At 65.8% G+C, this 22,220-nt stretch carries 27 protein-coding genes and 1 tRNA gene; 14 read left to right on the top strand and 14 right to left on the bottom strand.

Annotation, left to right across the window (positions count from 1 at the left end):
- Nucleotides 1-4 precede the first annotated feature (4 nt).
- The 3 genes from EJL01_RS01420 to EJL01_RS01410 all read left to right on the top strand — a co-directional run bounded on the left by EJL01_RS01420 (nucleotide 5) and on the right by EJL01_RS01410 (nucleotide 2,928).
- The gene (locus EJL01_RS01420) at nucleotides 5-1,006 is read left to right on the top strand and encodes an alcohol dehydrogenase catalytic domain-containing protein (RefSeq protein ID WP_241209172.1); all 1,002 of its coding nucleotides are present in this window, start codon (nucleotides 5-7) and stop codon (nucleotides 1,004-1,006) included.
- Nucleotides 1,007-1,249: 243 nt separating this feature from the next.
- A complete protein-coding gene (locus EJL01_RS01415; protein ID WP_125105943.1) occupies nucleotides 1,250-2,722 on the top strand; it encodes an HNH endonuclease signature motif containing protein in 1,473 nt (490 codons plus the stop codon).
- A 120-nt stretch (nucleotides 2,723-2,842) separates the two neighbouring features.
- A tRNA-Leu gene (locus tag EJL01_RS01410) sits at nucleotides 2,843-2,928 on the top strand.
- 79 nt (nucleotides 2,929-3,007) lie between these two features.
- Here EJL01_RS01410 and EJL01_RS01405 read toward each other — a convergent pair.
- From EJL01_RS01405 to EJL01_RS01395, 3 genes are read right to left on the bottom strand one after another with little or no spacing between them, the layout of a single operon-like run.
- Nucleotides 3,008-3,205, bottom strand: coding sequence for a tyrosine-type recombinase/integrase (locus EJL01_RS01405; protein WP_125105942.1), 198 nt, complete (start codon nucleotides 3,203-3,205; stop codon nucleotides 3,008-3,010).
- A 6-nt stretch (nucleotides 3,206-3,211) separates the two neighbouring features.
- Complete coding sequence (locus EJL01_RS01400) at nucleotides 3,212-4,291, bottom strand: tyrosine-type recombinase/integrase (RefSeq protein ID WP_125105941.1); 1,080 nt, start codon at nucleotides 4,289-4,291, stop codon at nucleotides 3,212-3,214.
- 49 nt (nucleotides 4,292-4,340) lie between these two features.
- The gene (locus EJL01_RS01395) at nucleotides 4,341-4,934 is read right to left on the bottom strand and encodes a helix-turn-helix domain-containing protein (protein ID WP_125105940.1); all 594 of its coding nucleotides are present in this window, start codon (nucleotides 4,932-4,934) and stop codon (nucleotides 4,341-4,343) included.
- 97 nt (nucleotides 4,935-5,031) lie between these two features.
- On the opposite strand from EJL01_RS01395, the gene EJL01_RS01390 reads away from it, so the two are divergent.
- The 3 genes from EJL01_RS01390 (at nucleotide 5,032) to EJL01_RS01380 (ending at nucleotide 6,380) form a co-directional block, all read left to right on the top strand.
- Complete coding sequence (locus EJL01_RS01390) at nucleotides 5,032-5,256, top strand: helix-turn-helix domain-containing protein (protein WP_125105939.1); 225 nt, start codon at nucleotides 5,032-5,034, stop codon at nucleotides 5,254-5,256.
- Nucleotides 5,257-5,369: 113 nt separating this feature from the next.
- Nucleotides 5,370-5,570 (top strand): antitoxin VbhA family protein, encoded by a 201-nt coding sequence (locus EJL01_RS01385; RefSeq protein WP_125105938.1) that lies wholly within the window; start codon nucleotides 5,370-5,372, stop codon nucleotides 5,568-5,570.
- Between the two features lie 21 nt (nucleotides 5,571-5,591).
- Nucleotides 5,592-6,380, top strand: coding sequence for a Fic/DOC family protein (locus tag EJL01_RS01380; protein WP_125105937.1), 789 nt, complete (start codon nucleotides 5,592-5,594; stop codon nucleotides 6,378-6,380).
- 28 nt (nucleotides 6,381-6,408) lie between these two features.
- On the opposite strand, the gene EJL01_RS01375 is transcribed toward EJL01_RS01380, so the two are convergent.
- Both EJL01_RS01375 and EJL01_RS01370 read right to left on the bottom strand, forming a co-directional pair.
- Nucleotides 6,409-7,050, bottom strand: coding sequence for a LysE family translocator (locus EJL01_RS01375; RefSeq protein WP_125105936.1), 642 nt, complete (start codon nucleotides 7,048-7,050; stop codon nucleotides 6,409-6,411).
- Nucleotides 7,051-7,085: 35 nt separating this feature from the next.
- The gene (locus EJL01_RS01370) at nucleotides 7,086-8,315 is read right to left on the bottom strand and encodes a potassium transporter TrkG (RefSeq protein WP_125105935.1); all 1,230 of its coding nucleotides are present in this window, start codon (nucleotides 8,313-8,315) and stop codon (nucleotides 7,086-7,088) included.
- Nucleotides 8,316-8,589: 274 nt separating this feature from the next.
- Between EJL01_RS01370 and EJL01_RS01365 the strand changes: the two genes are divergently transcribed.
- The 3 genes from EJL01_RS01365 to EJL01_RS01355 all read left to right on the top strand — a co-directional run bounded on the left by EJL01_RS01365 (nucleotide 8,590) and on the right by EJL01_RS01355 (nucleotide 11,339).
- Nucleotides 8,590-9,075 carry a hypothetical protein gene (locus tag EJL01_RS01365; RefSeq protein WP_125105934.1) on the top strand — a complete coding sequence of 162 codons (486 nt, stop codon included), beginning with the start codon at nucleotides 8,590-8,592 and terminating at the stop codon, nucleotides 9,073-9,075.
- Nucleotides 9,076-9,143: 68 nt separating this feature from the next.
- On the top strand, nucleotides 9,144-10,529 hold the full coding sequence (gene nhaA, locus EJL01_RS01360) for a Na+/H+ antiporter NhaA (RefSeq protein WP_125105933.1): 1,386 nt from the start codon (nucleotides 9,144-9,146) through the stop codon (nucleotides 10,527-10,529).
- Nucleotides 10,530-10,928: 399 nt separating this feature from the next.
- The gene (locus EJL01_RS01355) at nucleotides 10,929-11,339 is read left to right on the top strand and encodes a group III truncated hemoglobin (RefSeq protein ID WP_125105932.1); all 411 of its coding nucleotides are present in this window, start codon (nucleotides 10,929-10,931) and stop codon (nucleotides 11,337-11,339) included.
- Here EJL01_RS01355 and EJL01_RS01350 read toward each other — a convergent pair.
- Nucleotides 11,336-11,683 carry a cupin domain-containing protein gene (locus tag EJL01_RS01350; protein ID WP_235988244.1) on the bottom strand — a complete coding sequence of 116 codons (348 nt, stop codon included), beginning with the start codon at nucleotides 11,681-11,683 and terminating at the stop codon, nucleotides 11,336-11,338. The two genes, EJL01_RS01355 and EJL01_RS01350, sit on opposite strands and share 4 nt — an antisense overlap.
- A 149-nt stretch (nucleotides 11,684-11,832) precedes the next feature.
- Nucleotides 11,833-12,138, bottom strand: coding sequence for a hypothetical protein (locus EJL01_RS01345; RefSeq protein ID WP_125105931.1), 306 nt, complete (start codon nucleotides 12,136-12,138; stop codon nucleotides 11,833-11,835).
- Nucleotides 12,139-12,232: 94 nt separating this feature from the next.
- Here EJL01_RS01345 and EJL01_RS01340 point away from each other — a divergent pair, with 94 nt between their 5' ends.
- From EJL01_RS01340 to EJL01_RS01330, 3 genes are all read left to right on the top strand, one after another.
- Nucleotides 12,233-12,634: a hypothetical protein gene (locus EJL01_RS01340; protein WP_125105930.1), complete on the top strand. Its 402-nt coding sequence runs from the start codon at nucleotides 12,233-12,235 to the stop codon at nucleotides 12,632-12,634.
- Between the two features lie 104 nt (nucleotides 12,635-12,738).
- Nucleotides 12,739-13,170: a VOC family protein gene (locus EJL01_RS01335; protein ID WP_125105929.1), complete on the top strand. Its 432-nt coding sequence runs from the start codon at nucleotides 12,739-12,741 to the stop codon at nucleotides 13,168-13,170.
- A gap of 47 nt (nucleotides 13,171-13,217) precedes the next feature.
- Nucleotides 13,218-13,922: a DedA family protein gene (locus EJL01_RS01330; protein WP_193127823.1), complete on the top strand. Its 705-nt coding sequence runs from the start codon at nucleotides 13,218-13,220 to the stop codon at nucleotides 13,920-13,922.
- On the opposite strand, the gene EJL01_RS01325 is transcribed toward EJL01_RS01330, so the two are convergent.
- Nucleotides 13,894-15,696 (bottom strand): DEAD/DEAH box helicase, encoded by a 1,803-nt coding sequence (locus EJL01_RS01325; RefSeq protein WP_125105928.1) that lies wholly within the window; start codon nucleotides 15,694-15,696, stop codon nucleotides 13,894-13,896. The two genes, EJL01_RS01330 and EJL01_RS01325, sit on opposite strands and share 29 nt — an antisense overlap.
- Before the next feature lie 33 nt (nucleotides 15,697-15,729).
- The gene (locus EJL01_RS01320; protein WP_164509679.1) at nucleotides 15,730-16,536 is read right to left on the bottom strand and encodes a TrmH family RNA methyltransferase; all 807 of its coding nucleotides are present in this window, start codon (nucleotides 16,534-16,536) and stop codon (nucleotides 15,730-15,732) included.
- Nucleotides 16,537-16,593: 57 nt separating this feature from the next.
- On the opposite strand from EJL01_RS01320, the gene EJL01_RS01315 reads away from it, so the two are divergent.
- Complete coding sequence (locus tag EJL01_RS01315; protein WP_241209068.1) at nucleotides 16,594-17,442, top strand: Sir2 family NAD-dependent protein deacetylase; 849 nt, start codon at nucleotides 16,594-16,596, stop codon at nucleotides 17,440-17,442.
- Here EJL01_RS01315 and EJL01_RS01310 read toward each other — a convergent pair.
- The gene (locus EJL01_RS01310; protein WP_125105926.1) at nucleotides 17,426-18,130 is read right to left on the bottom strand and encodes an SDR family oxidoreductase; all 705 of its coding nucleotides are present in this window, start codon (nucleotides 18,128-18,130) and stop codon (nucleotides 17,426-17,428) included. The two genes, EJL01_RS01315 and EJL01_RS01310, sit on opposite strands and share 17 nt — an antisense overlap.
- On the bottom strand, nucleotides 18,123-19,022 hold the full coding sequence (locus EJL01_RS01305; protein WP_125105925.1) for an alpha/beta fold hydrolase: 900 nt from the start codon (nucleotides 19,020-19,022) through the stop codon (nucleotides 18,123-18,125). The genes EJL01_RS01310 and EJL01_RS01305 overlap by 8 nt, the downstream gene beginning before the upstream one ends.
- Before the next feature lie 51 nt (nucleotides 19,023-19,073).
- Here EJL01_RS01305 and EJL01_RS01300 point away from each other — a divergent pair, with 51 nt between their 5' ends.
- Nucleotides 19,074-19,760 carry an exonuclease domain-containing protein gene (locus tag EJL01_RS01300; protein ID WP_125105924.1) on the top strand — a complete coding sequence of 229 codons (687 nt, stop codon included), beginning with the start codon at nucleotides 19,074-19,076 and terminating at the stop codon, nucleotides 19,758-19,760.
- Nucleotides 19,761-19,832: 72 nt separating this feature from the next.
- On the opposite strand, the gene EJL01_RS01295 is transcribed toward EJL01_RS01300, so the two are convergent.
- The 3 genes from EJL01_RS01295 to glgA form a co-directional block, all read right to left on the bottom strand.
- The gene (locus tag EJL01_RS01295; RefSeq protein WP_125105923.1) at nucleotides 19,833-20,090 is read right to left on the bottom strand and encodes a type B 50S ribosomal protein L31; all 258 of its coding nucleotides are present in this window, start codon (nucleotides 20,088-20,090) and stop codon (nucleotides 19,833-19,835) included.
- 97 nt (nucleotides 20,091-20,187) lie between these two features.
- On the bottom strand, nucleotides 20,188-20,973 hold the full coding sequence (locus EJL01_RS01290; protein ID WP_125105922.1) for an ABC transporter ATP-binding protein: 786 nt from the start codon (nucleotides 20,971-20,973) through the stop codon (nucleotides 20,188-20,190).
- Between the two features lie 18 nt (nucleotides 20,974-20,991).
- Nucleotides 20,992-22,179, bottom strand: coding sequence for a glycogen synthase (gene glgA / locus EJL01_RS01285; protein WP_125105921.1), 1,188 nt, complete (start codon nucleotides 22,177-22,179; stop codon nucleotides 20,992-20,994).
- Between the last annotated feature and the right edge of the window lie 41 nt (nucleotides 22,180-22,220).

Below are 22,220 nucleotides of genomic sequence, written 5' to 3'. Positions count from 1 at the left end.
GACGGTGCGGCCGGCGCGTCAGTGGTTCGTGCACCAGCGGAATAGGCACGCGCGAAACATCGTTGGGCAAGTCATGGGTTCTGCGCTTGTTCTGGATCAGTTCGGTGACACCAATCACCTGAGACTCGCGCGCATCGAGACGCGACCGCTACTGGCAACGGAGGTGCGCATCGGTGTCACCGTCGCGGGCCTCAACCCCGTGGACTGGCAGATCGTCGAATCTCGCGCCCTCGCCACCGTGTTCGGGCTCGAGCTTCCGATGGGATTCGGCAACGACTTCGCCGGGATCGTGGTCGAGACCGGCCCCTACGTGCGCCGCTGGAGCGTCGGCGACCGTGTCTTCGGCGGGGCCCGCGGCCGTGCCGTCGCGACCTCGATCGTCCTCGATGAAAATCATCCGAGTCTGCGCCGCACGCCACCGACGGTCTCCGACCTCGAGGCTGGAGTGCTGGACATCGCGGGACGGACGGCGTCTGCCGTCGCTGACGCTCTGTCTGTGCAGCCCGGCGAGACCGTCCTCGTCGGCGCGGCGGGCGGAGGCGTTGGTTCGATCCTCACGCAGCTACTCGTTCGGCACGGCGCCAACGTCATTGGAACCGGGTCACTCGCTTCGACCGACTACATTCGGTCGCTCGGCGCGCGGCCCATGAGATACGGCGACGAGCTGGCCGCCGACATTGCCGCGAGCAACATACCTATCGCTGCGACTGCGGACCTGCATGGAACGGACACCGCTCAGGCTGCGATCCGCTCGGGCGTCCCGCCACACCGCGTGGTCACCATCGAGGCGGACCAACCGCCCGCCGGTGTTGTTCGGGTCAATGGTTCCGACGCGTCGCCCGATGCGCTCGACCGGCTCTTGGAGCTGATCTCCACCAAGTCCTTGCGCATCCCCATCGCCGCGACCTACACCCTCGACCAGTTCCATCTCGCGATCTCACACCAGCGCAGCCGCCACGTCCACGGCAAGATCGCAATCAGTACTTCCTTGAGCAACGCGAGCTAGATCTACGCCGACGAAGTAGCCCGGGCACCAACCGTCACTAACCGAGTCACTCATGCGGCCAGTTGATGTCGGTGGCTCGTGCGAGAGTGAACTTGTCTCAGAAACCCGACCGCGGATGCTCGAAACCTCGAACATCCAAGCCAGCAAGTTTAGAACAGATGTTCCCTTCACATTTTGCCTTGATGCGTATATACTTGCTACAGCGGTTCCCCCATTGACGCGCCTTCGAGGAGGTGACGCCCGATGACCGCAACGACTCCCCCACCCGGCTCTGACGCTGATGAGCCGATTCGTCGCGCCCCGAAGCACCGGCCAGACGGCACCACCCCTCCACCTGAGACTGACGGGCTCAATGACGCGCTCGCGGCGATTGAGGGCATGGTCCTCAACGGGGCGAAACTTGAGCAAGTCGGCGCGTACATGAAGATGATGGGGCTCGCGCAGGCGTACGCAGTCGCCGAGCACCGCACGTACGCGCAACTGCAGGAACGTTCCTCGGTCGCGAGTCCCGACGACCTGCTGCGGTTGAACCTGCGGTCGATCGTGGCGGAGTTCGGGATTCACACCAACGAGTCCGACACCGCCCTCCTGAACCGCGCATACGACGCGCACCGGTTGGGTACTGACTTTGTTGTGTGGCTCGACCCACTGCGCGAGGCTGCGGTGACGATGCGGCATGCTCGCGCGTTGCTGCGGCATGCGGGCATCGTGCCTGACGCGCGCCGCGATGAATACGCGAACAAGGTGCTCGAGCTCGCGAAGGGCGAGACCGTCGCCGCAACCGACGCATTCGCACGCAAGCTCGCCGCCCAACTGGGTGCTGAGGAGTTCGAGGCGGCGTTCGAGCACGAATACCAGGCCCGCCACGTCACGATCGAAGACCGCGACTTTGGCATGTCGCGCATCACTGCCGACGTTCCGACCCTGCAAGCCCACGCGATGTATGACCTCATGTACCAGCAAGCGAAAGCTTTGCGTGAGGAGCACGTGAACGAGGCTGACGAGCACCGTCGCCGCGTCCGCGACGCACAGGCACGTGGGGAAGCACTCTCCGCTGCAGACGCCGAGTTCATCGAGGATCCCCGCACCGTCCGCCAGCTCATGGCTGACCTGTTCGTGGAGACGTTCCTGACCTCGACGCCGCAAAGCGTGCGCGAATACGACGCCAAGGGCCGGCCGCGCGTTAACGCGACGGTGAGCATCGTCATCCCGATCATGAATCTCCTGAACCCGGACGCACCGCGCGATGTCGCGACGATCAACGGGATGACGCCGGTCAGCATGACCGAGGCCCACGAAATGGCATCGAAGGCGAAGTGCTTCCAACGCATCCTCACTGACCCGATCACCGGGCACGTATTGACCGTTGATTCGCGTACTCCGACGCCATCGATGCGACAGTTCTTGCAGGCGAGGGATCAAGTGTGTTTGTTCCCGGGCTGCCGCAGACCCGCGCATCAAAGCGAACTTGATCACACGAAACCGTGGGCCGCGGGCGGCAAAACCGACGTCGACAACCTGGGACACCTCTGTCCAAAACACCACACGCTGAAACATCAACGTCCGTGGGAGTGCGAACAACTCGGCGGCGGCAAGGTCGGGTGGAGAACACCGCGCGGCGAGTGGGTCACGGTCGCACCCGCACCAGTCGGGCCGATCTTCAAACCCGTCGAGGAACAGGGCTACGACGCCGTCAACGATCCGGCACCGTTCTAGGTCGGATAACCCGTCTGCACGCGACAAAAGTGGGCAGATCGGTTGGGCAACTGGGCCGATTTGCGCTGCACCGAATGAAGCATTAAAGTAGTCATTCGTGCCCACGAGCACAAAACACCCGCGCGGGTGGCGGAATTGGTAGACGCGCTAGCTTGAGGTGCTAGTGACCGTATTAGGTCGTGGGGGTTCAAGTCCCCCCTCGCGCACGCGAATGAAATGGCCCCTGACCTGGGATTTAGTTCTCCGGGTTGGGGGTCTTTCGCGTCGGAAGTGCTAGAAAAAGTGCTAAGCCTTGCCGAGGTGGGCGGCGAAGCGGGTCACGGCCGACCGTTGCATGGTCGGGGTGACGTGGGAGTAGATGTTCATCGTCGTGGTGATCGTTGAGTGACCCAAGCGCTCCTGGACGACCTTGGGATGCTCGCCGAGTTCGAGCAGCAGGGTCGCGTGCGTGTGACGCAGGCCCTTGATCGTGACCCGGTGCATGGTGTCTTACTTCTTGGTGAGCCAGTTCATGCGGCGATCCCATCGGCTGGTCATCGCATCGGGTGAGCGCAGCTTCCCATCGTCGTCGCCGAAGATGTAGGCGTCGGCCTTGGCGAGCGTGAACGAGAGTTCCGCGCGGGCGACCTTGTAGGAGGCGAGCACTTTCAGGGTGTCCTCGTCTACGTCGATCACCCGAGCGTGGCCGGTCTTCGGGGGCTTGGTCTTCGTCCAGTCGTCGGTATCGACCGCGCGGCGGATGCTGACCCGCATTGCCTTGGTGCTGAGGTCGCTCCACTTCAAGGCGAGGGCTTCACTTCGGCGCATGCCCGTGTACGCGATGAGTCGCCACATGGGGAACAGCTCGTCTTTCAGCTCGTCCTCGTTCCAGGTGAGGAACAGGACGAGCTGCTCGGCTGTCCAGGTGACGATTTCGGGCTTTTGCGCCCGCACCTCGCTCGTGGTCGGAGCTTTCACGGTACGCTTCTTCTTCGCCGGGTTCACTGTCACGTGCCCGTCGTCGATCGCGGCGTCGAGGATCGCGCCGAGCACGACGTGCACCTTACGGACGCTGTTTGCCGACAGCGGCTTGCCCTTGCCGTATGTGTCTTTACGGCCCGACTTCTCCAAGTCTCGGTAGTGGCGGGCGATCCTGGTCGCGGTAAGTTTATCGAGCCGGATCGTGCCGAGCTGCGGCTTGATGTGGTTGCGTATGATCTTCTTGTACCCCTTGATCGTGGATGCCGCGAGCTTCAGCCCCGCTGCCCACTCGTCGGCGTAGACGCCGAGGGAGGGAACTTTGTTGCCGAACTTCTCGTTCTGCTTGCGCTGCTTCAACGCCTCCTGCAAGGCATCGTTGGCCTCGTCGGTGCTGGTGAACCCGGAGCGGGTGAGACGCCGCATCCCCATCTCGGGGTACTCGGGGTCTTTCAGGACGTAGATCTGGAACCGCCACCGCTTGCCCTTATCGGTGTCGTAACCCTGGATCGAGCCGGGCTGCCGAGAGCGGGAGCGTCGCGCCGGTTTCACCCCCTCGCCTGCGGGGTCTGCGCCGGGGTCGTGCCCGGCGGCTGTGGCCTTTCGTGCCATTGCCTAATCCCTTCTGCTGGGTGAGCGGTTTCGCTGGGGTGTGCGCGGACTACTCAGTGCCGCCTGGGGCGAGGCGGTCGAGGAAGTCAGGGCCGCTGAATACGCGCCCGCTCGGGTCGATCTGCTCGCCTCGCACCCGGATGAACCGTGCACGTTCCCGCTGCTCCGCGAGACGCTGCATATAGGTCTCGGTGCTGGGGAGCTGGTCGCTGCCGGGGATGCTGAGGGAGGACTCGTAATACTGGATGCGGTTCTGGCAGGCGAACCATTCCTGCTGCCAATAGGTCAGCAGCCCCTCCGGGGTGAGCGTGAGCCAGCCCTGCATCCACTTCTCGATCTCTTCCGTCAGATACTCACCAGGCACCCCCGTCACGCCGCTTGCTGCTTCGGGCGGGGTGAGGAGCGCGGCCGGGGTGGTGCGCAGCAGGTAGGCGATCACGGTGAGGTCGTCCACGTCCACGCGGCGATCCCCGGCTTCGAGCTTGCTGATCCCCGATGGGGAGAGTTTTCGCCCCGCGTCGGTCAGCAGCTTCGACATGGTGCGCAAGTCCATGCCGATCGCTTGACGAGCCGCACGGATGTTTACGGCGACGTACTGGTTGGTGTGTCCTGGCGGGTTGCCCCGCACCCTCTCTGTTTCCATACTAAGAACATACATGGTTGTACTTGACACAGCAGGTTTGGCTTCTACCGTGGTAGGCACCCCTCAATCTCCCTGTATTGGATCGGACGGTGACCTCATGCGGCAGAGCACCCTGGACATGGACGACCTCCGCAAGCGGCGCAGCCTGGTCATCACCCGCAAAGAAGCCGCCGAAGCGCTCGGGGTTGATCCGCGCACGATCACCACGAGCATCAACGAGGGCACGATCCCGTATGTGAAGCTCGGGCGGCGCATCGTGATCCCGCGCGAGAAGTTCCTCGCCCTCTTCGCCGACACCGCGAGCGACAACAGTGAGTCCTGACCTCTCCACTGCCCGCTGTGCCGAATCGGCACCCCCGTGCCCGGCTTCCATGTGAATGTCGGCCAAGCGACGTAAACTAGCCCAAGAACGCCAACCACAAGGAGGCACCCCGAATGGCACTCAAGACTCCGGTATCTGAGGCCCATGTCCGGCGTGTGCTTGCGGAGGTTGAGGCCGGTCAGGAGACGGCCGGTGCGGTCGTCTCGGACGCGGATCGGGAGATTGCCCGCCGACAGGTGCTCGGCGAACTGTCCGGGGATGAGGCGGTGCGCGAGGCAATCGCAGCAGCCCTCGACCGCTTCCCCGAGAAGTAACCCGCTCGGGCAGGAGCACTAATGCCCGACCGCTACAGCTACCCGAACAGTCGGGTTCTTATCAACAAGCTCGGCATCACCGACTACGACCGTTGGAAAGCCGTCGAGACGGCGGCGATCCATCAGCGCATGGTCGAACTCGCCGAGCACCCGATCCCCGGCTGCTTCGACCTCGCCCACCTGCAGGCGATCCATCGGCACCTGACGCAAGACCTGTATGTGTGGGGTGGTGACCTCGGCGACACCGACACCCATCCGGGCGGCACCGGCATCGCGCACTGCCGCCCGCCGTTCATCGCGCCCGAGGCCGAGCGCGTCTTCGGCGCTCTCGCAGAGCGTGAATACCTGCACGGGCTGGAAGCGGATGCGTTCTCCGATGGGCTCGCCTGGGTGTGGGGCGAGACGACCGCGATTCATCCGTTCCGCGACGTGAACACGCGCAGTCAGCACGTCATGTTCAACCAGCTCGCCCGCGACGCCGGATGGGGCATCGACTGGTCGCAGATTCCCGGCGACGTGTTCGCCCACGCCCGCACCCTCGCCATCGTGGAAGACCACTCCGGGCTCGATGCCCTGATTCGCCCAAACCTCGTCACCGTCGAGGACGCCGCACGGCACGACCGGCTGATGGAACTGTTGAACGAACACACTCAGGGCTTCACGACACGCAAGGCCGTCCGCGACCCGGCCATGCTTGACCGGGAGTTGGACGCCGCACGCGAACGCCGCCGTGCCCTGCCTCCGCTGGATGCGTTCGGATACGACGCCCCACCTGACAGCGGGCGCAGCGGCCCGAGCCTCGGCCTGTAGAAGCTCAGCGGCAAGCGAAGAGTTGCGTCTACGCCTTGTTGCCGGTCAGCGCGAGACCACCGCCGAGTCCGATCATCAGCCCGCCGCCGGTCGCGCGAATCCCGCTGAGTCGGCGGGGAGACTTCGCGAACCAGGCTTGCGCTGTTCCAGCGAGAATCGCCCAGACCGCATCGCAGATGAACCCGATGGTGACGAACACGAGCCCGAGTACCATCATCTGCAACGGGATCGCCCCGGCCTCGAAGCTCACGAACTGCGGGAGCACGGCGACGAAGAACACGATGGTCTTCGGGTTGGTCACTCCCACGATGAAGCCCTGCCGAAGCATCACTGCGGGCGTCAACGACCGCCGCGCTGAATCGGTGCCGTCTGTCACGCTGTCTTTGCGGTGGCGGATCGCCTGCACTCCGAGATAGACAAGGTATGCGGCACCGAGCAGTTTGATGATCGTGAACAACATGATCGACTGTGCGACGATGGCACCTACTCCGAACGCGACCGCTGCGACGAGCGGCAGCGCGCCGAGGCCGTTGCCGAGCACGCTCATCAGGCCGCCGCGCCGACCGTAGGAGAGCGAACGGCCGATCACGAAGAGCACGCTCGGCCCAGGAATGACGATGAGAATCACCGACGCCAGAGCAAAGGCGGCGAGGGCTTCGAGCGTAGGCATAGGTCAAGCATACTCAGCGCCCACATATCGGCTGCTTACAGGCCTAGCGTCGGGCCGTCACGCCGGGGTGCGCTCCGGTGCTGCTCCTCATAGTCGTGCGACATGGCCCGCTCCCGCTCGGCACGCTGAGCTTCCCGCTCGGCCTGCGCTGCGCGGGTCTGCTCGATCCTCTCGGTGGCCTCGGCCGGGGTGAGCGACCGTAGCAGCTCGGCTTCCTCTCGCGCTTGCTTCGCAGTTTTCGCTGCTCGTGTGGCTTGTTGCATGGGGTTCGTGGTGAGGTACGCCTGCTGATTGCGGATCACGGTCTCCGCGCCGAACACTCGCGCGAACGCCACGAGTCGTTCGGTCTGTGCCCGCTCTGGCCGGTGCAGCAGCGCGTCGCGTGCCGCCCGGTGCTCCTGCTCGGCATCGATCACGCGCGGGTCGCTGTCGATTCTGGGCCGGGTGACTCGTTCCACCCACGCATCGGCACGTTCGTCCCACCTCGGCGGCTCGCCCCACTCGCTCGTCACCTGCTGGCGCGCTTCGGCGGTTCGCGCTTGGGCGTTCTCGTGCTCGTCGCGGGCGCGGCGCTTCCCGAACCACGACGACGCCCGCACCTGCTCGCCTGCCGTGTGCTCGGTGGCCTCGGCCTGGTTGTCGGCGAAAACCGCGAGCCCGCCGGCGTGCGGGGTGAACCCGGCGTTCCCGAATGCTGAGATCGCGTAGAAGATGCCGTGCCACAGCCCCGGGCCAAACGACTCGCCAGAAGCGATGAACGCCGGTACCAAGAAGAGCGCGAGAACGCTCTCGATGATGAAGGTGGTCGTGACGACAACGCGCAGGAGTCGCCCGACGCTACCGATGCCGTTGGCGCCGATGCTCTCTTTCGCGAACACGCGGCTCGACACGCCGAGTTTGCGGGTGACCATCATCGCCAGCAGCAGCGCGATGGTCACCACGCCGAGCGCGCCGGTCTGGATTGCGACGAGGATCACAACCTGCCCGAACATCGACCAGTGCTCCGCGGTGTCCACGGTGGTGAGCCCGGTCACGGTCACCGCCGACACCGCCGTGAATAACGCGTCCGAAAGTGCGGTGCGCGTGCCATCCGCAGAGGCTACCGGGAGCATGAGCAGACCCGTGAACAGGAGCGTGGCGGCGGAGAAGACCAGGAGCGCGACCCTAGCCGGCGCATGCCCGGCCGCATAGCGGGCACGTCCGCGCAACCGCAGAGCGAGGTCGCGGGCCCGGTGCAGGGCATTGCTCTGGGAACCGGTGTTCATCTGGGTTGCCTTCGGTTGCTTCGACGCCGCCTCGGACTCGAGGTGGCGTGTCGACCAGACTTCCCGACGCACCGCACCGATGCGACCCCATCCGATACCCGAGGCCCAGCGCCAGTGCCGGCAATCGTGCGGATTTCCGGGCGACGGCTGCGAGAACACCCTCTAACGGCATAGTATGGGGACTCGTTGCGGGGCCTGCCCCGATGACGCATGGTGTGCCGGGAAGTCTGGTCGGCGAGAGACGAACGAATCAGAACCCGAAAGACCACTCACCATGAATGCACCATTTCTGATACGCGGAGATGCGCTCCCGGCGCTCGCGAACATCCCGGAGGCTCCGCGCGAGGATCGCCCGCACGGCATGCTCTGGGGCGTCGACCTCACCGAGTGCGCGACCCGGAAGCAGGCACGCACCGTCTGGCACGACGCAATCGCCAATCTGAAGGCCGAATTCGACACGGTGCTGGGCATCCGGCGCGTGTGCGTCGCCTGTCTGCGACCGAGAAGGTTTCCGCAGCAGGTACTCGTCCGCGTTCCCGCCGGCCTCGCCACCCAGCTCCACAATGACCTCGAGCGGGACCGTGCCCGCTATGTGAACATCCTCGTGCTCGATGTCACCGACTGCGACGACCCCGCCCTGCTCCGGGCCAGACTCGGGGAGGCGCTCACCGAACCGCCCAAATGGGGCGATCTCACCCTCACCTGGGACGACGTTGCCGAATCGACGCTCCACGAAGCGTGGGCCCGCGAGTCGCTCTGACCGATCCCCGACACTTCGTCACCCATTCACCGGCCGACACGGCCTCACTCCGCCTTCAGAAAGCTCCCATGACAGACCCCACCACCCGAACCTCCACCCTGTTCCCGCGCTACGGCTCATTCGCCGAAGCGCGACGCATCGGCGAGATCCTCCGCAAGGAGACCGTCGGCGGCATCCTCCTCGTCATCGCCGCGGCGATCGCGATCATCTGGGCCAACACCCCGCTCGCCGACTCCTACTTCGCGCTCCGCGACTTCGAGATCGGCTACGAAGCCTGGCACCTCCGGCTCAGCCTCGGCGCCTGGGCGGCCGACGGGCTGCTCGCGATATTCTTCTTCCTGGTCGGCCTCGAACTCAAGCGCGAGTTCGTCGCCGGTGATCTGCGCAGATTCAGCACGGCAATCGTTCCGATCGCCGCCGCAGCTGGTGGGGTGCTCGTCCCTGCGCTCATCTACGCCGGCATCGTGCGGGGGCAGCCGGAGTTCGCCCACGGGTGGGCGATTCCCACCGCCACCGACATCGCTTTCGCGGTCGCCGTGCTCGCGATCATCGGTTCCCATCTGCCCTCGGCGCTGCGCATCTTCCTACTTACCCTCGCCGTGGTGGACGATCTCATCGCGATCAGCATCATCGCGATCTTCTACACCGACCAGATCGAGATCGTGCCCCTGCTGCTCTCTCTCGGAACGATCGTCGTCTATGGGGTCATCGCGCAGCTGTACCGCCGATTCTTCGGCCTTCACCCGCTCGCGGCGTGGCTCATCCTGCTCCCGATCGGTGTCGTCGCATGGGCGCTCATGCACGCGTCAGGCATCCACGCCACCATCGCGGGGGTGCTGCTCGGCTTCACCATCCCGGTGATCCATCGCAAACGCCATCGCCATCTTCCCGATATGTCGACCGGGCTCGCCGAGCAGTTCGAGCACCGCTTCCGTCCACTCTCGGCCGGGTTCGCAGTGCCGATCTTCGCGTTCTTCGCCGCCGGCGTCTCGCTCGGCGGCTGGGACGGTGTACAAGCGGCAGCATCCAGTCCGGTGACCCTCGCAATCATCGCCGCGCTCGTGCTCGGTAAACCGATCGGCATCGTCGCCACGACATGGGTCACGACCCGGCTCATGCGCAGCCGCCTCGATCCCGAACTGCGCTGGATCGACCTCGCCGGGGTCGGACTGCTCGCGGGCATCGGCTTCACCGTATCCCTGCTCGTGGCCGAGCTCAGCTTCGAGCCCGGCTCACCCGCCCACGACTACGCGAAGGTCGCGATCCTCTCCGCCTCGGTGCTTGCCGCGCTGCTCGCGACGCTCGTGCTCGGCCTGCGGAACCGACAGTACCGTCGCATTCGAGAGCGGGATGAGATCGACGCCGATGCAGACGGCATTCCCGACATCTACCAACACGAACGCCGCGACGAATGGTTCAGACCTGCTCCGGGGCAGCGCCAGAACCCGGCATGACGGTCTGGCGTTGTCAGTTGGATTTGCAAAAGCTCGGTGAGGCAGCATGACCGCTGAGTTGTTCATCGCCCCTTGGCGCAGCTACTTGACCGCTTATCTCTAGCTGAGCCGCGTACACTGCGAAAAGTGCTAACGAAAGTGCTAAGTAACCTGTATGTCGGGGTATCGCGGCGGAGTTATCCACAGGTCACATGTCGTAGATCGTTGATTTTATGCGGCAGAACACTCGGCCCAGATTCGCGGCGCGAGGGGGTCGTGGGGGTTCAAGTCCCCCCTCGCGCACAGTAACGAAAAGGCCCCTGACCTGGAATTCAATCCGGTCAGGGGCCTTTCGCGTTGGTGCACAGCCTATAATTGAACGACAATCAATTCTTCCGATTTCGGTGAGGAGGCTGCCGCATGCACGATCTCTCAGACCGCGCTGACGTCGAACGGCTGGTATCTACCTTCTACTTGTCCGCTTTCGAGGATCCTTTGATCGGCCCGATCTTCACTGACGTGGCCAAACTCGACCTCGACCACCACTTGCCGATCATGTGCGACTTCTGGGAGACGGTGCTGTGGAACGCCGGCAAGTACCGCCGCAACGCGCTCCAACTCCACTTTGCGCTACACACCAAGCACCCGCTCGGTGAGGAACACTTCGAACGGTGGCTCGACCTCTGGACGAATAACCTCGACGCCCAGTTCAGTGGGCCGATCGCCGACCGCGCAAAGCTCCAGGCCACCCGGATCGCAGGCTCGATGCAGCGACGACTCGCCGGCCGCTCCGGCAGCGACTTCGAAACAATCCGCCGCAGAGAGCTCTAGGAGCGCGACCCCACGACAGTGAGCAGGACGGCGGCATCCTCCAGCGCCAACAGGCCGTGACGCTGCTGCGGGATCACGATGTGTTCGTTCGCGCTCAGATCACAGCGCTCATCGCCAGCCGTCAGCCGCACCCGCCCACGCAGGACGTGGAGCAGTGCTTCGCCCGGATTCTCGTGCTCAGAAAGTTCGCGGCCGTCGCGCAGCACGAGCAGCACCTGCGAGAGCTGGCCGCCCGGCACGGCCCGAAACACGCGGGTCGCCCTGCCGCTGCCCGTCGCGCCCGCGGCCGCCAACAGCTCATTGATCAACTCGTTCAGGTCGACGCTGCTCATCGCTTCGGACATGATGTGGCCTCCTCAGTAGCTAGTCCTGGCCCGGTAGTCGAGCAACTGGTCATACAGCGATTGACGAAGACGGGTCTTCTTCTCGATGTTCTCGAGCATCGAGCGGCCGCCCTTGTCGACCGTAGCAAGGTCGAGCTTGCTCGAGTCGATCAGCGCCGAATAGAACGGCTGGAACGTCCCGTCTGGATACTTAAACGTCGCCAATGGCTGAAGAGCAGGTGCAGTGCCCCGACGTTGTCCTCTTGCAACACAAAGCCCGCGTCCGCGCCGCGGTCGAGCAGTGCGTTCGCGATTTCGAGCCGATCTGCCGTCGATCGATTCGTCAGCGCGCACGCAAGCGCCGTGCGGTCATGGCTTCGCCACGACTTCGCGTCGTCCGGACCAAGCCAGGCGAGGACCTCAGGCAGGGTGCCTTCCCTCAGCGTCTTGAGTTGCTCTTGAACTTCGCTCGCCATGTGCTCCGCTCCCCCGGTCTCGGCATTGGCAGGACAAAACACCAACAGCCTACGGTTGAACCAGGCAATCACACTCACAACGCGATGGAGCGAAATGAGCACCACAGCCGACCACGCCGCCCTCCAAAAGAAACTGCAACTCAAGCCCGGCACTCGCCTCTGGGTCTGGCCCGAGACGCACACGCACCCGCCGGAGCTCACCGCCGACACGATCGAGGCCACCGACCTCGCCGACGCCGACGTGGCGGTGCTCTTCACCAACTCCCTCGCTGACGTCGACGCCGCGCTCGACCAGCACATCCAGGCACTCGCGCCGCTGCGCGCCGTGTGGTTCATCTACCCCAAGGGCAACGCGGCCGACTTCAATCGCGACACGCTCTGGAACCGGCTGCTGCGCGACGGCTGGCGCGCGAACTCGAACGTGTCGTTCGACGAGACCCTGTCGGCCATCCGAGCTCGACCACTCAAGCCTGGCGAGACGGTGCGACAGGCCTAAACGTTCAAGCCAGGGGCTGAGTCACAGGCCCAGTCCAGCGCTGCTTTTTACGCTCGTCTCAGTGCCCGCCGACCAGCGCAGGCCGAATCACCAAGGAGCAAATCATGGCTACTGGTCTTCACCCCTACCTCAACTTCCCCGGCAACACGCGCGAGGTTATGGAGTTCTACGGGCAGGTGTTCGGCGTCGAACCCCGCCTCTCGACTTTCGGCGAGTTCAACGCAGTACCCGCCGACAGCGAGCACGCCGACAAGGTGATGCACTCGAGCCTCGAGGTGACCGACCTCATCCAGCTCTTCGCCGCCGACCACCTCGAGGGCATGGCCCCGTACGACTACCAGCCCGGCAACAACATCAACCTCTCGCTCATGGGCGACGACGAGGACCGAATCCGCGGCTACTTCGACGGCCTGGCCGCGGGCGGTAACGTGATCATGCCGCTCGAACGACAGGTCTGGGGCGACCTCTACGGCGCGCTGATCGACAAGTTCGGCATCTCCTGGATGTTCAATATCGGCCCGGGCGAGAGCGCCTAGCGCCAGACTCTTCGGGTCGCACCTCCCGCCTCACGTAGGGTGGACGAGTGCGACCCGATCTATTTTTCCCTTTGCAACAGGCCGCCGCAGAGTCCGGCAGCGCCTTCGGCGTCATTGGCGACTGGGCCGTCGCCGTCATGAACTTCCTCGGCGCCTTTGGCGTCGGACTGCTCGTGCTCGCCGAGAATCTCTTTCCGCCCATCCCTTCCGAGGTGATCTTGCCGTTGGCCGGCTTCAGTGCAGCCTCGGCCGACGGCACCTTCACCTGGGTCGAGGCCCTCATCTGGGCCACGATCGGCTCGGTCGCCGGCGCCTACTGCCTCTACGGGCTCGGCGCGTGGCTCGGCCACGACCGCACCGTCAGGCTGCTCTCGTACCTCCCGCTAGTCGACCGCGACGAGATCGACGCAACCATCAAGTGGTTCAACAAGTACGGCTACTGGACCGTCTTCTTCGGTCGGATGATCCCGATCTTCCGATCGCTCATCTCGCTGCCGGCCGGCGTCGAGCGCATGTCATGGTGGCGCTTCGGCATCTTCACGCTGCTCGGCTCGGGCATTTGGAACACGATCTTCGTCTACGGCGGCTACCTGCTCGGCAACAACTGGCACGTGCTCGAGGAGGCGGCCGGCTGGTTCCAGTACGTCGTCATCGCCATCGTGCTCATCCTCATCGCACTCTATGTGTTCTACAAGCTGCGCAAGCAGGCACGCCAGCGGCGCGCTAGTGCAGACGGCGACGAAGCTCGTTGATGCGCTGCTGAATCTGGTGCGAGGTGGCCTGGCCCACGGCCGGGCCACCGCAGATGCGCCGCAGCTCGCCGTGCACCTTGCCGTGCGGCATGTGTGATTGCCGGGCGTAGAGCCCGACGAGCGAGTTGAGGAGCGTGCGCTGCTCCTTGAGGCTGCGATGCAGCGGCTGCACCGTCTGGTGGCCGTCGTGCACCTCATTGCGGGCCCGCGCATCCTGAATGCGCGTCTGCTTCTGCGCCCGCGACTCGAGCACCTGTGCAACCTCGTCGTGGTTGAGGATGCCCGGCAGCCCAAGGTACTCGAGTTCCTCGAGCGACCCGACCTCGGCGCTGTAGCCATAGTCGCCCCCGTCGTAGACAACCCGCTCGAACTGCGCCTCCGACGAGATCGCCGTGAACTTGAACTTCGTGAGTTCCTCGCTCGCACGATCTTCGACCTCGGCCGCAGCGAGCTCGCGCTCCTCCTCGGTCATGCCGTCGACCTCGGCGTCGCCGTTGCCCTCGCGTCGGTCGAGCGCGTGGTCACGCTCGAGTTCGAGCGCCTCGGCGAGCGACGCGAGCTTTGGGACCGAGGGGATGAACACGCTCGCGGTTTCGCCCCGGCGACGGGCGCGCACGAAGCGCCCGATGGCCTGAGCGAAGAACAGCGGCGTGGACGAGCTCGTGGCGTACACACCGACCGACAGTCGGGGAACGTCGACACCCTCCGACACCATGCGCACGGCGACCATCCACCGCTCGTCTGAGTCAGAGAACGACTCGATCCGGGCAGATGCGCCGGGGTCATCGCTGAGGATCACGGCGGGCTTCTGGCCGGTGATGTGCTCGAGCAGGGCCGCGTAGCCGCGGGCGGACTGGTGGTCGGTCGCGATCACTAGCCCGCCGGCATCGGGCACCTCGAGCCGCACCTCACTCAGCCGCTGGTCGGCGGCTTTGAGCACTTGCTGCATCCAGTCGCCCTCGGGGTCGAGCGCCGTGCGCCAGGCCTGCGAGACGATGTCCTTCGTGTTGTCGTCGGCGAGACCAGCCGACATTTCCTCGCCCGAGGTGTCGCGCCAGCGCATGCTGCCCGCGTACGTCATGAAGAGCACGGGGCGCACGACGCCGTCGCGGAGTGCTCGCCCGTAGCCGTAGGTGTAATCGGCCTTCGACACGCGGATGCCGTCGTCGTCGGGCACGTAGCGCACGAACGGGATGGGCGCGGTGTCGGAACGGAACGGCGTACCCGTCAGCGAGAGCCGCCGCTCGGCGTGCTCGAAGGCGTCACGCAGGCCGTCACCCCACGAGAGGTTGTCGCCACCGTGGTGCACCTCGTCGAGGATCACGAGCGTGCGCGCCGACGAACAGAGGTACTCGTGCACGTACGGCTTCATCGACACCTGCGCGTAGGTGACCGCGATGCCGTGATACTCGCGCGAATAGGTGCGCTGGTTGTTCGAGAACTTCGGGTCGAGTCGGATGCCCGCCCGCGCCGCCGACGCCGCCCACTGGGTCTTCAGGTGGTCGGTCGGAGCGACGACGATGATGCGGTTGACGGTGCCCGCGTGCAGCAGCTCGGCCGCGAGGCGAAGCGCGAAGGTCGTCTTACCGGCGCCCGGGGTGGCCGATGCGAGGAAGTCCTTCGGCTCCTTCTCGAAGTAGGTCTGCAGCGCTTCCTGCTGCCAGGCACGCAAGTTACCCGCCGTACCCCAGGGCGCGCGCTGCGGATACGACGGCGACAGGTGCTCAGCCGCATACAGGCCCACCTGTGCTCCAGCACGCTGTGATTCAGACATCTGATCCACCATACGACTCACCTCCGACATGGCTTAGTTGTTCAGTAACGCGTAGAGCGCAACGGCACTGGTCGCGGCGACGTTGAGCGAGTCGACGCCGTGCAGCATCGGGATGATGACGGTGCGGTCGGCCGCCTCCAGCGCGCGTCGGGTGAGTCCGTCGCCCTCGGTGCCGAGCAGCAACGCGACCCGCTCGGGCCGCTCACGCGCGTAATCCTGCAGCGGCGCGGCGTGCTCATCGAGGGCGAGCCCGGCGATCTCGAAGCCGTGCTCGTGGAACAGTTCCCGACTCTCCTGCCAGCTCGGCAGCCGGGTCCACGGCACCTGCAGCACGGTGCCCATCGACACGCGCACACTGCGCCGGTAGAGCGGGTCGGCGCAGCGCTCGGTCACGAGGACGGCGTCGGCGCCGAGGCCCGCCGCATTGCGAAACGCCGCACCGACGTTCGTGTGGTCGACGATGTCCTCGAGCACGAGCACCGTCTTCGCGTTCTCGAGCACCGACGCGGCCGACGGCAGCTCGGGCCGGTGCATGGCCGCCAGCACGCCCCGGTGCATCCGATATCCCGTCAGCTGCTCGAGCAGCTCTTCGCTGCCGACGAACACTGGAGTGTCGGGGTGGTCGACGAGCAGCCGCTCGGCCTGCGGCAGAAACTTCTCTTGCAGCAGCATCGACCGCGGCACGTGCCCCGCAGCGACCGCGCGCGCCACGACCTTTTCTGACTCGGCCATGTAGAGCCCACCGGCCGGCTCGAGCTTGCGGCGCAGGGCAACATCAGTGAGACGCGAATAATCTTGCAGGTCCGGATGTTCGAGAGAAGTGATGGGGAGAATGCGCACCGAGCAAGTTTGCCACTTTCCGCGGCCAGAGGCGTCGACCGACCGCGGAGGTATCCGGTGATCGCTCCCTACGAGGCCGCGGGGGCCGAAGAGATCGCGGAGATCCTCGCGACACAGCCCGCCGCCGTGCTGACGGGTGCCGGTATCTCAACCGACTCGGGCATCCCCGACTATCGCTCCCCCGGCGCGCCGAAGCGCAACCCGATGACGTGGCAGCAATTCCTCGAGTCGGAGGCGGCGCAGCGGCGCTACTGGTCGGGCGCGGCCAAGGGCTGGCGGCGGATGGGCCGCTTCGAGCCGAATGCCGGTCACCTCGCGCTCGCCGCGCTCGAGGCCGGCGGCTACGTTGTCGGCGTCGCAACCCAGAACGTCGATAGCCTGCACCGTCGAGCCGGTTCGAAGCACGTGATCGAGCTGCACGGGCACCTGCGCACGGTGCACTGCCTGCCCCACGGCCATGTCGAAACCGCCGACTCGCTGCTCGCGCGCATCCGCGCCGACAACCCGTGGCTCGCCGACGAGCGCGTCACAGAGGGGCCTGACGGCGACGCCGCGATCGCCGAAGAACTCGTCGACACCTTCGTACTGCCCCGCTGCCTTGAGTGCGGCGGTGCGATGGCGCCCGACGTCGTCATGTTTGGCAACTTCGTTAGCGCCGAGAACAACCGCGCGGCGACGCAGCTCATGAACCGGGCCGACGCGCTGCTCGTGGTCGGCACCTCGCTCGTGGTCAACACGGGCGTGAAGATGGTGCACCGCGCGCGCCGCCAGGGCAAACCCATGATGCTCGTGAATCGCGGCGCAACCCCGGTGGATGCACTGGCCCAGTTCCGCGTCGACGGCAGCACCTCGGCGGTGCTCGAGCGCGTCGCGGAGCTGCTCGGCGTCGCTACGCCTGCGGCGTAGCCGCCGCGACGGCCGCGTCGATCGCGTCAGCGAGCGGGGCGTCGCCCTCGACGAGACAGATGTCCTTCCACACCGTGCGGCTATCGGCGAGGGCGAGTCGGATCAACGCCGCAACGTCGGCCCGCCGAGTCTTCCCACCGCGATCGATCGGCCCGAACGAGACGAGCCCGCGCCCCGTCGCCGGTTCGTCCGTGAGGCCGCCGGGCTTCACGATGGTCCAGTCGAGCGCGACCCGGCGAAGTGCCTCGTCGGCCTCCCGCTTCGCGTCCCAGTACGCGGCGAATACTTCATCGTCGCTCTGGCTCGGCTGCTCAGCGCCCATGAAGCTGATCTGCACGAAGCGCATGGCACCCGAGAGAATCGCCGCCTCGGCCGACTTGATCGAGCCGTCGCGGTCAACCGTCCTCTTGCGCTCGGCGCCCGAACCGGGGCCAGCACCCGCGGCAAACACCACCGCATCCGAGTGGTCGAACGCGTCGGCGAGCTCGTTCGCCGACGCCGACTCGATGTCGCAGACGACGGGAATCGCGCCGAGCGCCTCGAGTTCGGCCGCGTGGTCGGCATTGCGCACGAGCGATCGCACCTCGACGCCGTCGGCGACGAGCAGCTTGGTGAGGGCGAGCGCGATCTTGCCGTGACCGCCGACGATGGCGACGCGTTCGGGCAACGACAGGGTGGACTCAGTCATGCTGGGCACCTTTCTCGGCAAGAAAGCCGGCGAGGATCCGCGCGAGCGCGGTCGGGGTTTCGTAGTGAACCAGGTGGCCGACGCCTTCGATAACGTGCAGTGTCGAACCCGCCATCGCCTCGTGGAGCCGCTCGCTACCAGAGGGCGGCGCGATGCGGTCACGCTCGCCGGCGACGAGGTGCACGCCCTCGGGGAACTCGGCCGCGTGGCTGATGACGTCGTCGCTGACCGAGGCGCGGAAGGATTCGAGCAGGGCACGCCGGCTGGTGAAGTCAGAGAAGTGCTGCTCGTGCTCGTCATGAATCCAGGCGCGAAGGGCTCGCGATCGAGTCACGGCCATCACCTCGCTCATCACCCGCGTGATGAGCGGCGACTTGAGCAGCACGCTGCCCGCGGCCTCAGGCAGGGCCGCGCCGAGCCGGTAGTAGCCGACCGCGACGGCGGTGGGGATGCGCTCGGGGCCCGAGAGCGCGTTCTCGGAGATGGGATTGACGAGCACGATGCGGCGGTCGTCGAGCGCCGCCACGTTGCGGGCGACAACCAGCGAGCCGAACGAGTGACCGAGCACCACGGCGCGCGCCTCGGCGTCGACGACCTCGAGCAGTTCCGCGAGCCACGCCGCGTACGCGTCGAGCGTGTGCTCGCCCGCGAACTCCCCCGACTCACCGAAACCCGGCAGGTCGGGCGCAATGAAGCGTACGTCAGGCAGAAGCGCGACGAGGTTGAGTAGCCCGTGGTGGGTGCCACGAAAGCCGTGCACGAGCACGACGGTATCGTCGGCGTCGGGCGGGCCGTACAACCACACCGCAGTGCGCGTGCCCGCGACGTCGACATCGATCCGGCGAGTCCGGATCTGCTCGAGCTTGTGTTCCAGGGGGTTATTCGGCCGCATCGTGGAAGAGTGTAGGCGACCCACATCCCTCCGATCTGAAGCCGAGGCACCATGAGCTGGACGAATCGCGTCGCCGTGTTCGACACCGAGACCACCGGAACGAACCCACTCGAGGCGCGGATCGTGACCGCCTTCATCGGCATGCTCAACGCCGAAGGCGAGCTCGAGCGGGGTACCGACTGGCTCGCGAACCCCGGCGTCGAGATTCCGGAGCCCGCTGTGGCCGTGCACGGCATCACCACCGAGATGGCGCAGGCCGAGGGCGAGCCCGCGCCGCAGGTGCTGCAGAAAATCATCGCGTCGCTCGAGTGGATCGTGCGCAACAACATCGCGCTCGTCGTCTACAACGCGCCCTACGACCTCTCGCTGCTCGCGGCAGAGTGCGCCCGACACCAGCTCGCGATGCCCGAGCTCGGCAAGGTCGTGGTCGACCCGCTCATCATCGACAAGCAGGTCGATCGCTACCGCAAGGGTGGCCGCAAGCTCGGCACCACGGCTGAGGCATACGGCGTCGAGCTCTTCGACGCGCACGACGCCTCGGCGGATGCGGTGGCGGCCGGCCTCGTCGCCATCGCGATCGCCCGCAAGTTCCCGAACGAGGTGGATGTGCCCCTCGCCGAGCTCTTCGACGCGCAGGTGCGCTGGCACGACGAGCAGGCCGCCGACTTCGAGTCGTACATGCGCCGCCAGCGCGACCCGAACTTCACCGCCGACCGCGGGTGGCCCGTTCGCGTCTAACGCACTCGGAAAGGCGAACGAGGCGGATGCTCCGGAAGGAGCATCCGCCTCGTTGCCAGTTGGCGTCGGGCCTTAGGCCTTCTTGCCGAACTTCGCGTAGCGGTTCTTGAACTTCTCGACGCGACCGGCCGAGTCCATGATGCGCTGCTTACCGGTGTAGAACGGGTGCGAGGCGCTCGAGATTTCGACGTCAACGACCGGGTAGGTGTTGCCGTCTTCCCACTCGATGGTCTTTTCGCTGGTCACCGTCGAACGGGTAATGAACTTCTCACCCGAAGCGAGGTCGTTGAACACCACGTAGTGGTAGTCCGGGTGGATGTCTGTCTTCATCGCGGTTCCTTCTTCGACAAGTGGATATGCAAGATTAAGTGCCCGCGACCGACGGGGCGGGCAAGCCAAGCAGCAAGCCTAGCATGTGGTTCGCCGGTTACGCGATAGCACGCGCGTTGAATCGACCGTGTTGCTGAACCAGTTCGAGCGGAAGGCCGAATGTAGCCTCGAGGCTCGCCGACGTGAGCGTCTCACCGATGGGACCAGCGGCCACGATCTGACCGTCGCGCAGCAGCAGCGCGTGCGTCACCCCGGTCGGGATCTCCTCGACGTGGTGCGTGACCATGATGATTGCCGGCGCGAACTCGCTCTGGGCATACTCCGACAGCGATGCAAGCAGGCGCTCGCGTGCCCCGAGATCGAGGGCGGCACTCGGCTCGTCGAGCAACAGCAGCTCAGGGTCACTCATGACGGCCCGCGCGATGAGCGTGCGCTTGCGCTCCCCGTCCGACAGCGTGCCGAACTCGCGGTCGGCGAGCCCCTCGAGCTGCCACTGCGCGAGCACGTCGTTCGCCTGCGCGTCGTCGATCTCGTCGTACTGCTCATTCCAGCGGCCGGTGACGGCGTAGATGGCGGTCATGACCGCATTGCGCACCGTCTCGTTGTCGGGAATGCGCTTGGCCATCTCCGAGCCGGCGATGCCGATGCGCGGGCGCAGCTCAAAGACGTCGGTGCGACCGAGCCGCTCCCCCAGCACCTCGACGGTGCCGGTGGTCGGGTGCAGGTTCGACGAGGCGAGGCCGAGCAGCGTCGACTTGCCGGCGCCGTTCGGGCCGAGCACCACCCACCGGTCGGTTTCACCGACGCGCCATTCGGCGATATCTAGAATGTTGCGGCCACCGCGGCGCACGCGGACGTTCTCGAACTTCACGACGTCGGTCATGACATTCAGGGTATCGGCTCAGTCGGCCAGGATGCTGCGGTACAGCTCGAGTGTCTGCGCACCAATCTGTGTCCAGGTGAATTCGCGCTCGACGCGCTCGCGCCCGGCTTCGCCATACTGCTTCGCGAGTTCGGTGTTGCCGAGGAGCTCGGTGAGGGCCGCGGCGAGGTCGGCGACGTACTTGTCGGCGTCCTTCGGCGTGCCGGTGCCGTCCTGCTCCTGGTCGATCGGGACGATCGTGCCGGTCACGCCGTGCTGCACGACCTCGGGGATGCCGCCGGTGCCCGAGCCGACGACCGCGGTGCCGCAGGCCATCGCCTCGAGATTCACGATGCCGAGTGGCTCGTAGATCGAGGGGCACACGAACACGTCGGCCGAGGTCAGCAGGGCCTGCAGCTTCGGCCGCGGCAGGTGCTCTTCGATCCAGTGCACGCCCGTGCGCTCGGTCTGCAGCTCGCCGACCAAGTCGCGAACCTCGCGCTCGATTTCCGGCGTGTCGGGCGCGCCTGCGCAGAGCACGACCTGCACCTCGGCGGGCAGCTCACGAATGGCCCGCAGCAGGTACGGCAGGCCCTTCTGCCGCGTGATGCGGCCTACAAAGATCAGCGTCGGCGCGTCGGGGTCGACGCCGAGCTCGCGCACGACCGCCTCGTCGTGCACCGGCTGCCACTGCTCGGTGTCGATGCCGTTGTAGATGGTGACGACCTTCTCGGGGTCAAGCTGCGGATAGCTGCGGAGGATGTCCGCGCGCATCCCGTTCGACACCGCGATGATGCGGTCGGCGTTCGCATACGCGTCGCGCTCCATCCAGCTCGACAGACGGTAGCCGCCGCCGAGCTGCTCGGCCTTCCACGGCCGCAGGGGCTCGAGCGAGTGCGCCGAGATGACGTGCGGGATGCCGTGGAGCAGCTTCGCGATATTGCCCGCCTGGTTCGCGTACCAGGTGTGCGAGTGCACGACATCGGCGCCCTCGGTGTCGTTCGCGATGCGCAGGTCGCCCGCGAGGAAGCCGAGCGCGGCGTTCGCCTTCGCGAGGTCGCCGGGCACCTCGTACCCGGTCGTGCCGGGCTCCTCGACCGGCTCGCCGAAGCAGCGGACGCGGACATCGGCGTCCGCCCGCATGGCTCGAACGAGCTCGGTGACGTGCACCCCCGCTCCGCCGTAGACGTGCGGTGGGTATTCACGAGTGATGACATCGACGCGCATGGTTACACATTAGATAGCGAAAGGTACAACTTCATTAATCT

The sequence above is a fragment of the Gulosibacter massiliensis genome, assembly GCF_900626105.1.
Taxonomy (GTDB): Bacteria; Actinomycetota; Actinomycetes; order Actinomycetales; family Microbacteriaceae; genus Gulosibacter; species Gulosibacter sediminis.
The sequence above is the reverse complement of the archived record's forward strand: the minus strand, read 5'-3'. Positions and strand labels throughout refer to the sequence as shown.

Coding starts and splice junctions, on each gene's coding strand:
- EJL01_RS01300 (WP_125105924.1), top strand. CDS start 19,074: ATGAGCTGGACGAATCGCGTCGCCGTGTTCGACACCGAGACCACCGGA.
- nhaA (WP_125105933.1), top strand. CDS start 9,144: ATGACAGACCCCACCACCCGAACCTCCACCCTGTTCCCGCGCTACGGC.
- EJL01_RS01415 (WP_125105943.1), top strand. CDS start 1,250: ATGACCGCAACGACTCCCCCACCCGGCTCTGACGCTGATGAGCCGATT.
- EJL01_RS01340 (WP_125105930.1), top strand. CDS start 12,233: ATGAGCACCACAGCCGACCACGCCGCCCTCCAAAAGAAACTGCAACTC.
- EJL01_RS01405 (WP_125105942.1), bottom strand. CDS start 3,205: ATGCACCGGGTCACGATCAAGGGCCTGCGTCACACGCACGCGACCCTG.
- EJL01_RS01365 (WP_125105934.1), top strand. CDS start 8,590: ATGAATGCACCATTTCTGATACGCGGAGATGCGCTCCCGGCGCTCGCG.
- EJL01_RS01370 (WP_125105935.1), bottom strand. CDS start 8,315: ATGAACACCGGTTCCCAGAGCAATGCCCTGCACCGGGCCCGCGACCTC.
- EJL01_RS01380 (WP_125105937.1), top strand. CDS start 5,592: ATGCCCGACCGCTACAGCTACCCGAACAGTCGGGTTCTTATCAACAAG.
- EJL01_RS01295 (WP_125105923.1), bottom strand. CDS start 20,090: ATGAAGACAGACATCCACCCGGACTACCACTACGTGGTGTTCAACGAC.
- EJL01_RS01375 (WP_125105936.1), bottom strand. CDS start 7,050: ATGCCTACGCTCGAAGCCCTCGCCGCCTTTGCTCTGGCGTCGGTGATT.
- EJL01_RS01305 (WP_125105925.1), bottom strand. CDS start 19,022: ATGCGGCCGAATAACCCCCTGGAACACAAGCTCGAGCAGATCCGGACT.
- EJL01_RS01290 (WP_125105922.1), bottom strand. CDS start 20,973: ATGACCGACGTCGTGAAGTTCGAGAACGTCCGCGTGCGCCGCGGTGGC.
- EJL01_RS01390 (WP_125105939.1), top strand. CDS start 5,032: ATGCGGCAGAGCACCCTGGACATGGACGACCTCCGCAAGCGGCGCAGC.
- EJL01_RS01345 (WP_125105931.1), bottom strand. CDS start 12,138: ATGGCGAGCGAAGTTCAAGAGCAACTCAAGACGCTGAGGGAAGGCACC.
- EJL01_RS01310 (WP_125105926.1), bottom strand. CDS start 18,130: ATGACTGAGTCCACCCTGTCGTTGCCCGAACGCGTCGCCATCGTCGGC.
- EJL01_RS01325 (WP_125105928.1), bottom strand. CDS start 15,696: ATGTCTGAATCACAGCGTGCTGGAGCACAGGTGGGCCTGTATGCGGCT.
- EJL01_RS01395 (WP_125105940.1), bottom strand. CDS start 4,934: ATGGAAACAGAGAGGGTGCGGGGCAACCCGCCAGGACACACCAACCAG.
- EJL01_RS01400 (WP_125105941.1), bottom strand. CDS start 4,291: ATGGCACGAAAGGCCACAGCCGCCGGGCACGACCCCGGCGCAGACCCC.
- EJL01_RS01335 (WP_125105929.1), top strand. CDS start 12,739: ATGGCTACTGGTCTTCACCCCTACCTCAACTTCCCCGGCAACACGCGC.
- glgA (WP_125105921.1), bottom strand. CDS start 22,179: ATGCGCGTCGATGTCATCACTCGTGAATACCCACCGCACGTCTACGGC.
- EJL01_RS01385 (WP_125105938.1), top strand. CDS start 5,370: ATGGCACTCAAGACTCCGGTATCTGAGGCCCATGTCCGGCGTGTGCTT.
- EJL01_RS01350 (WP_235988244.1), bottom strand. CDS start 11,683: ATGTCCGAAGCGATGAGCAGCGTCGACCTGAACGAGTTGATCAATGAG.
- EJL01_RS01355 (WP_125105932.1), top strand. CDS start 10,929: ATGCACGATCTCTCAGACCGCGCTGACGTCGAACGGCTGGTATCTACC.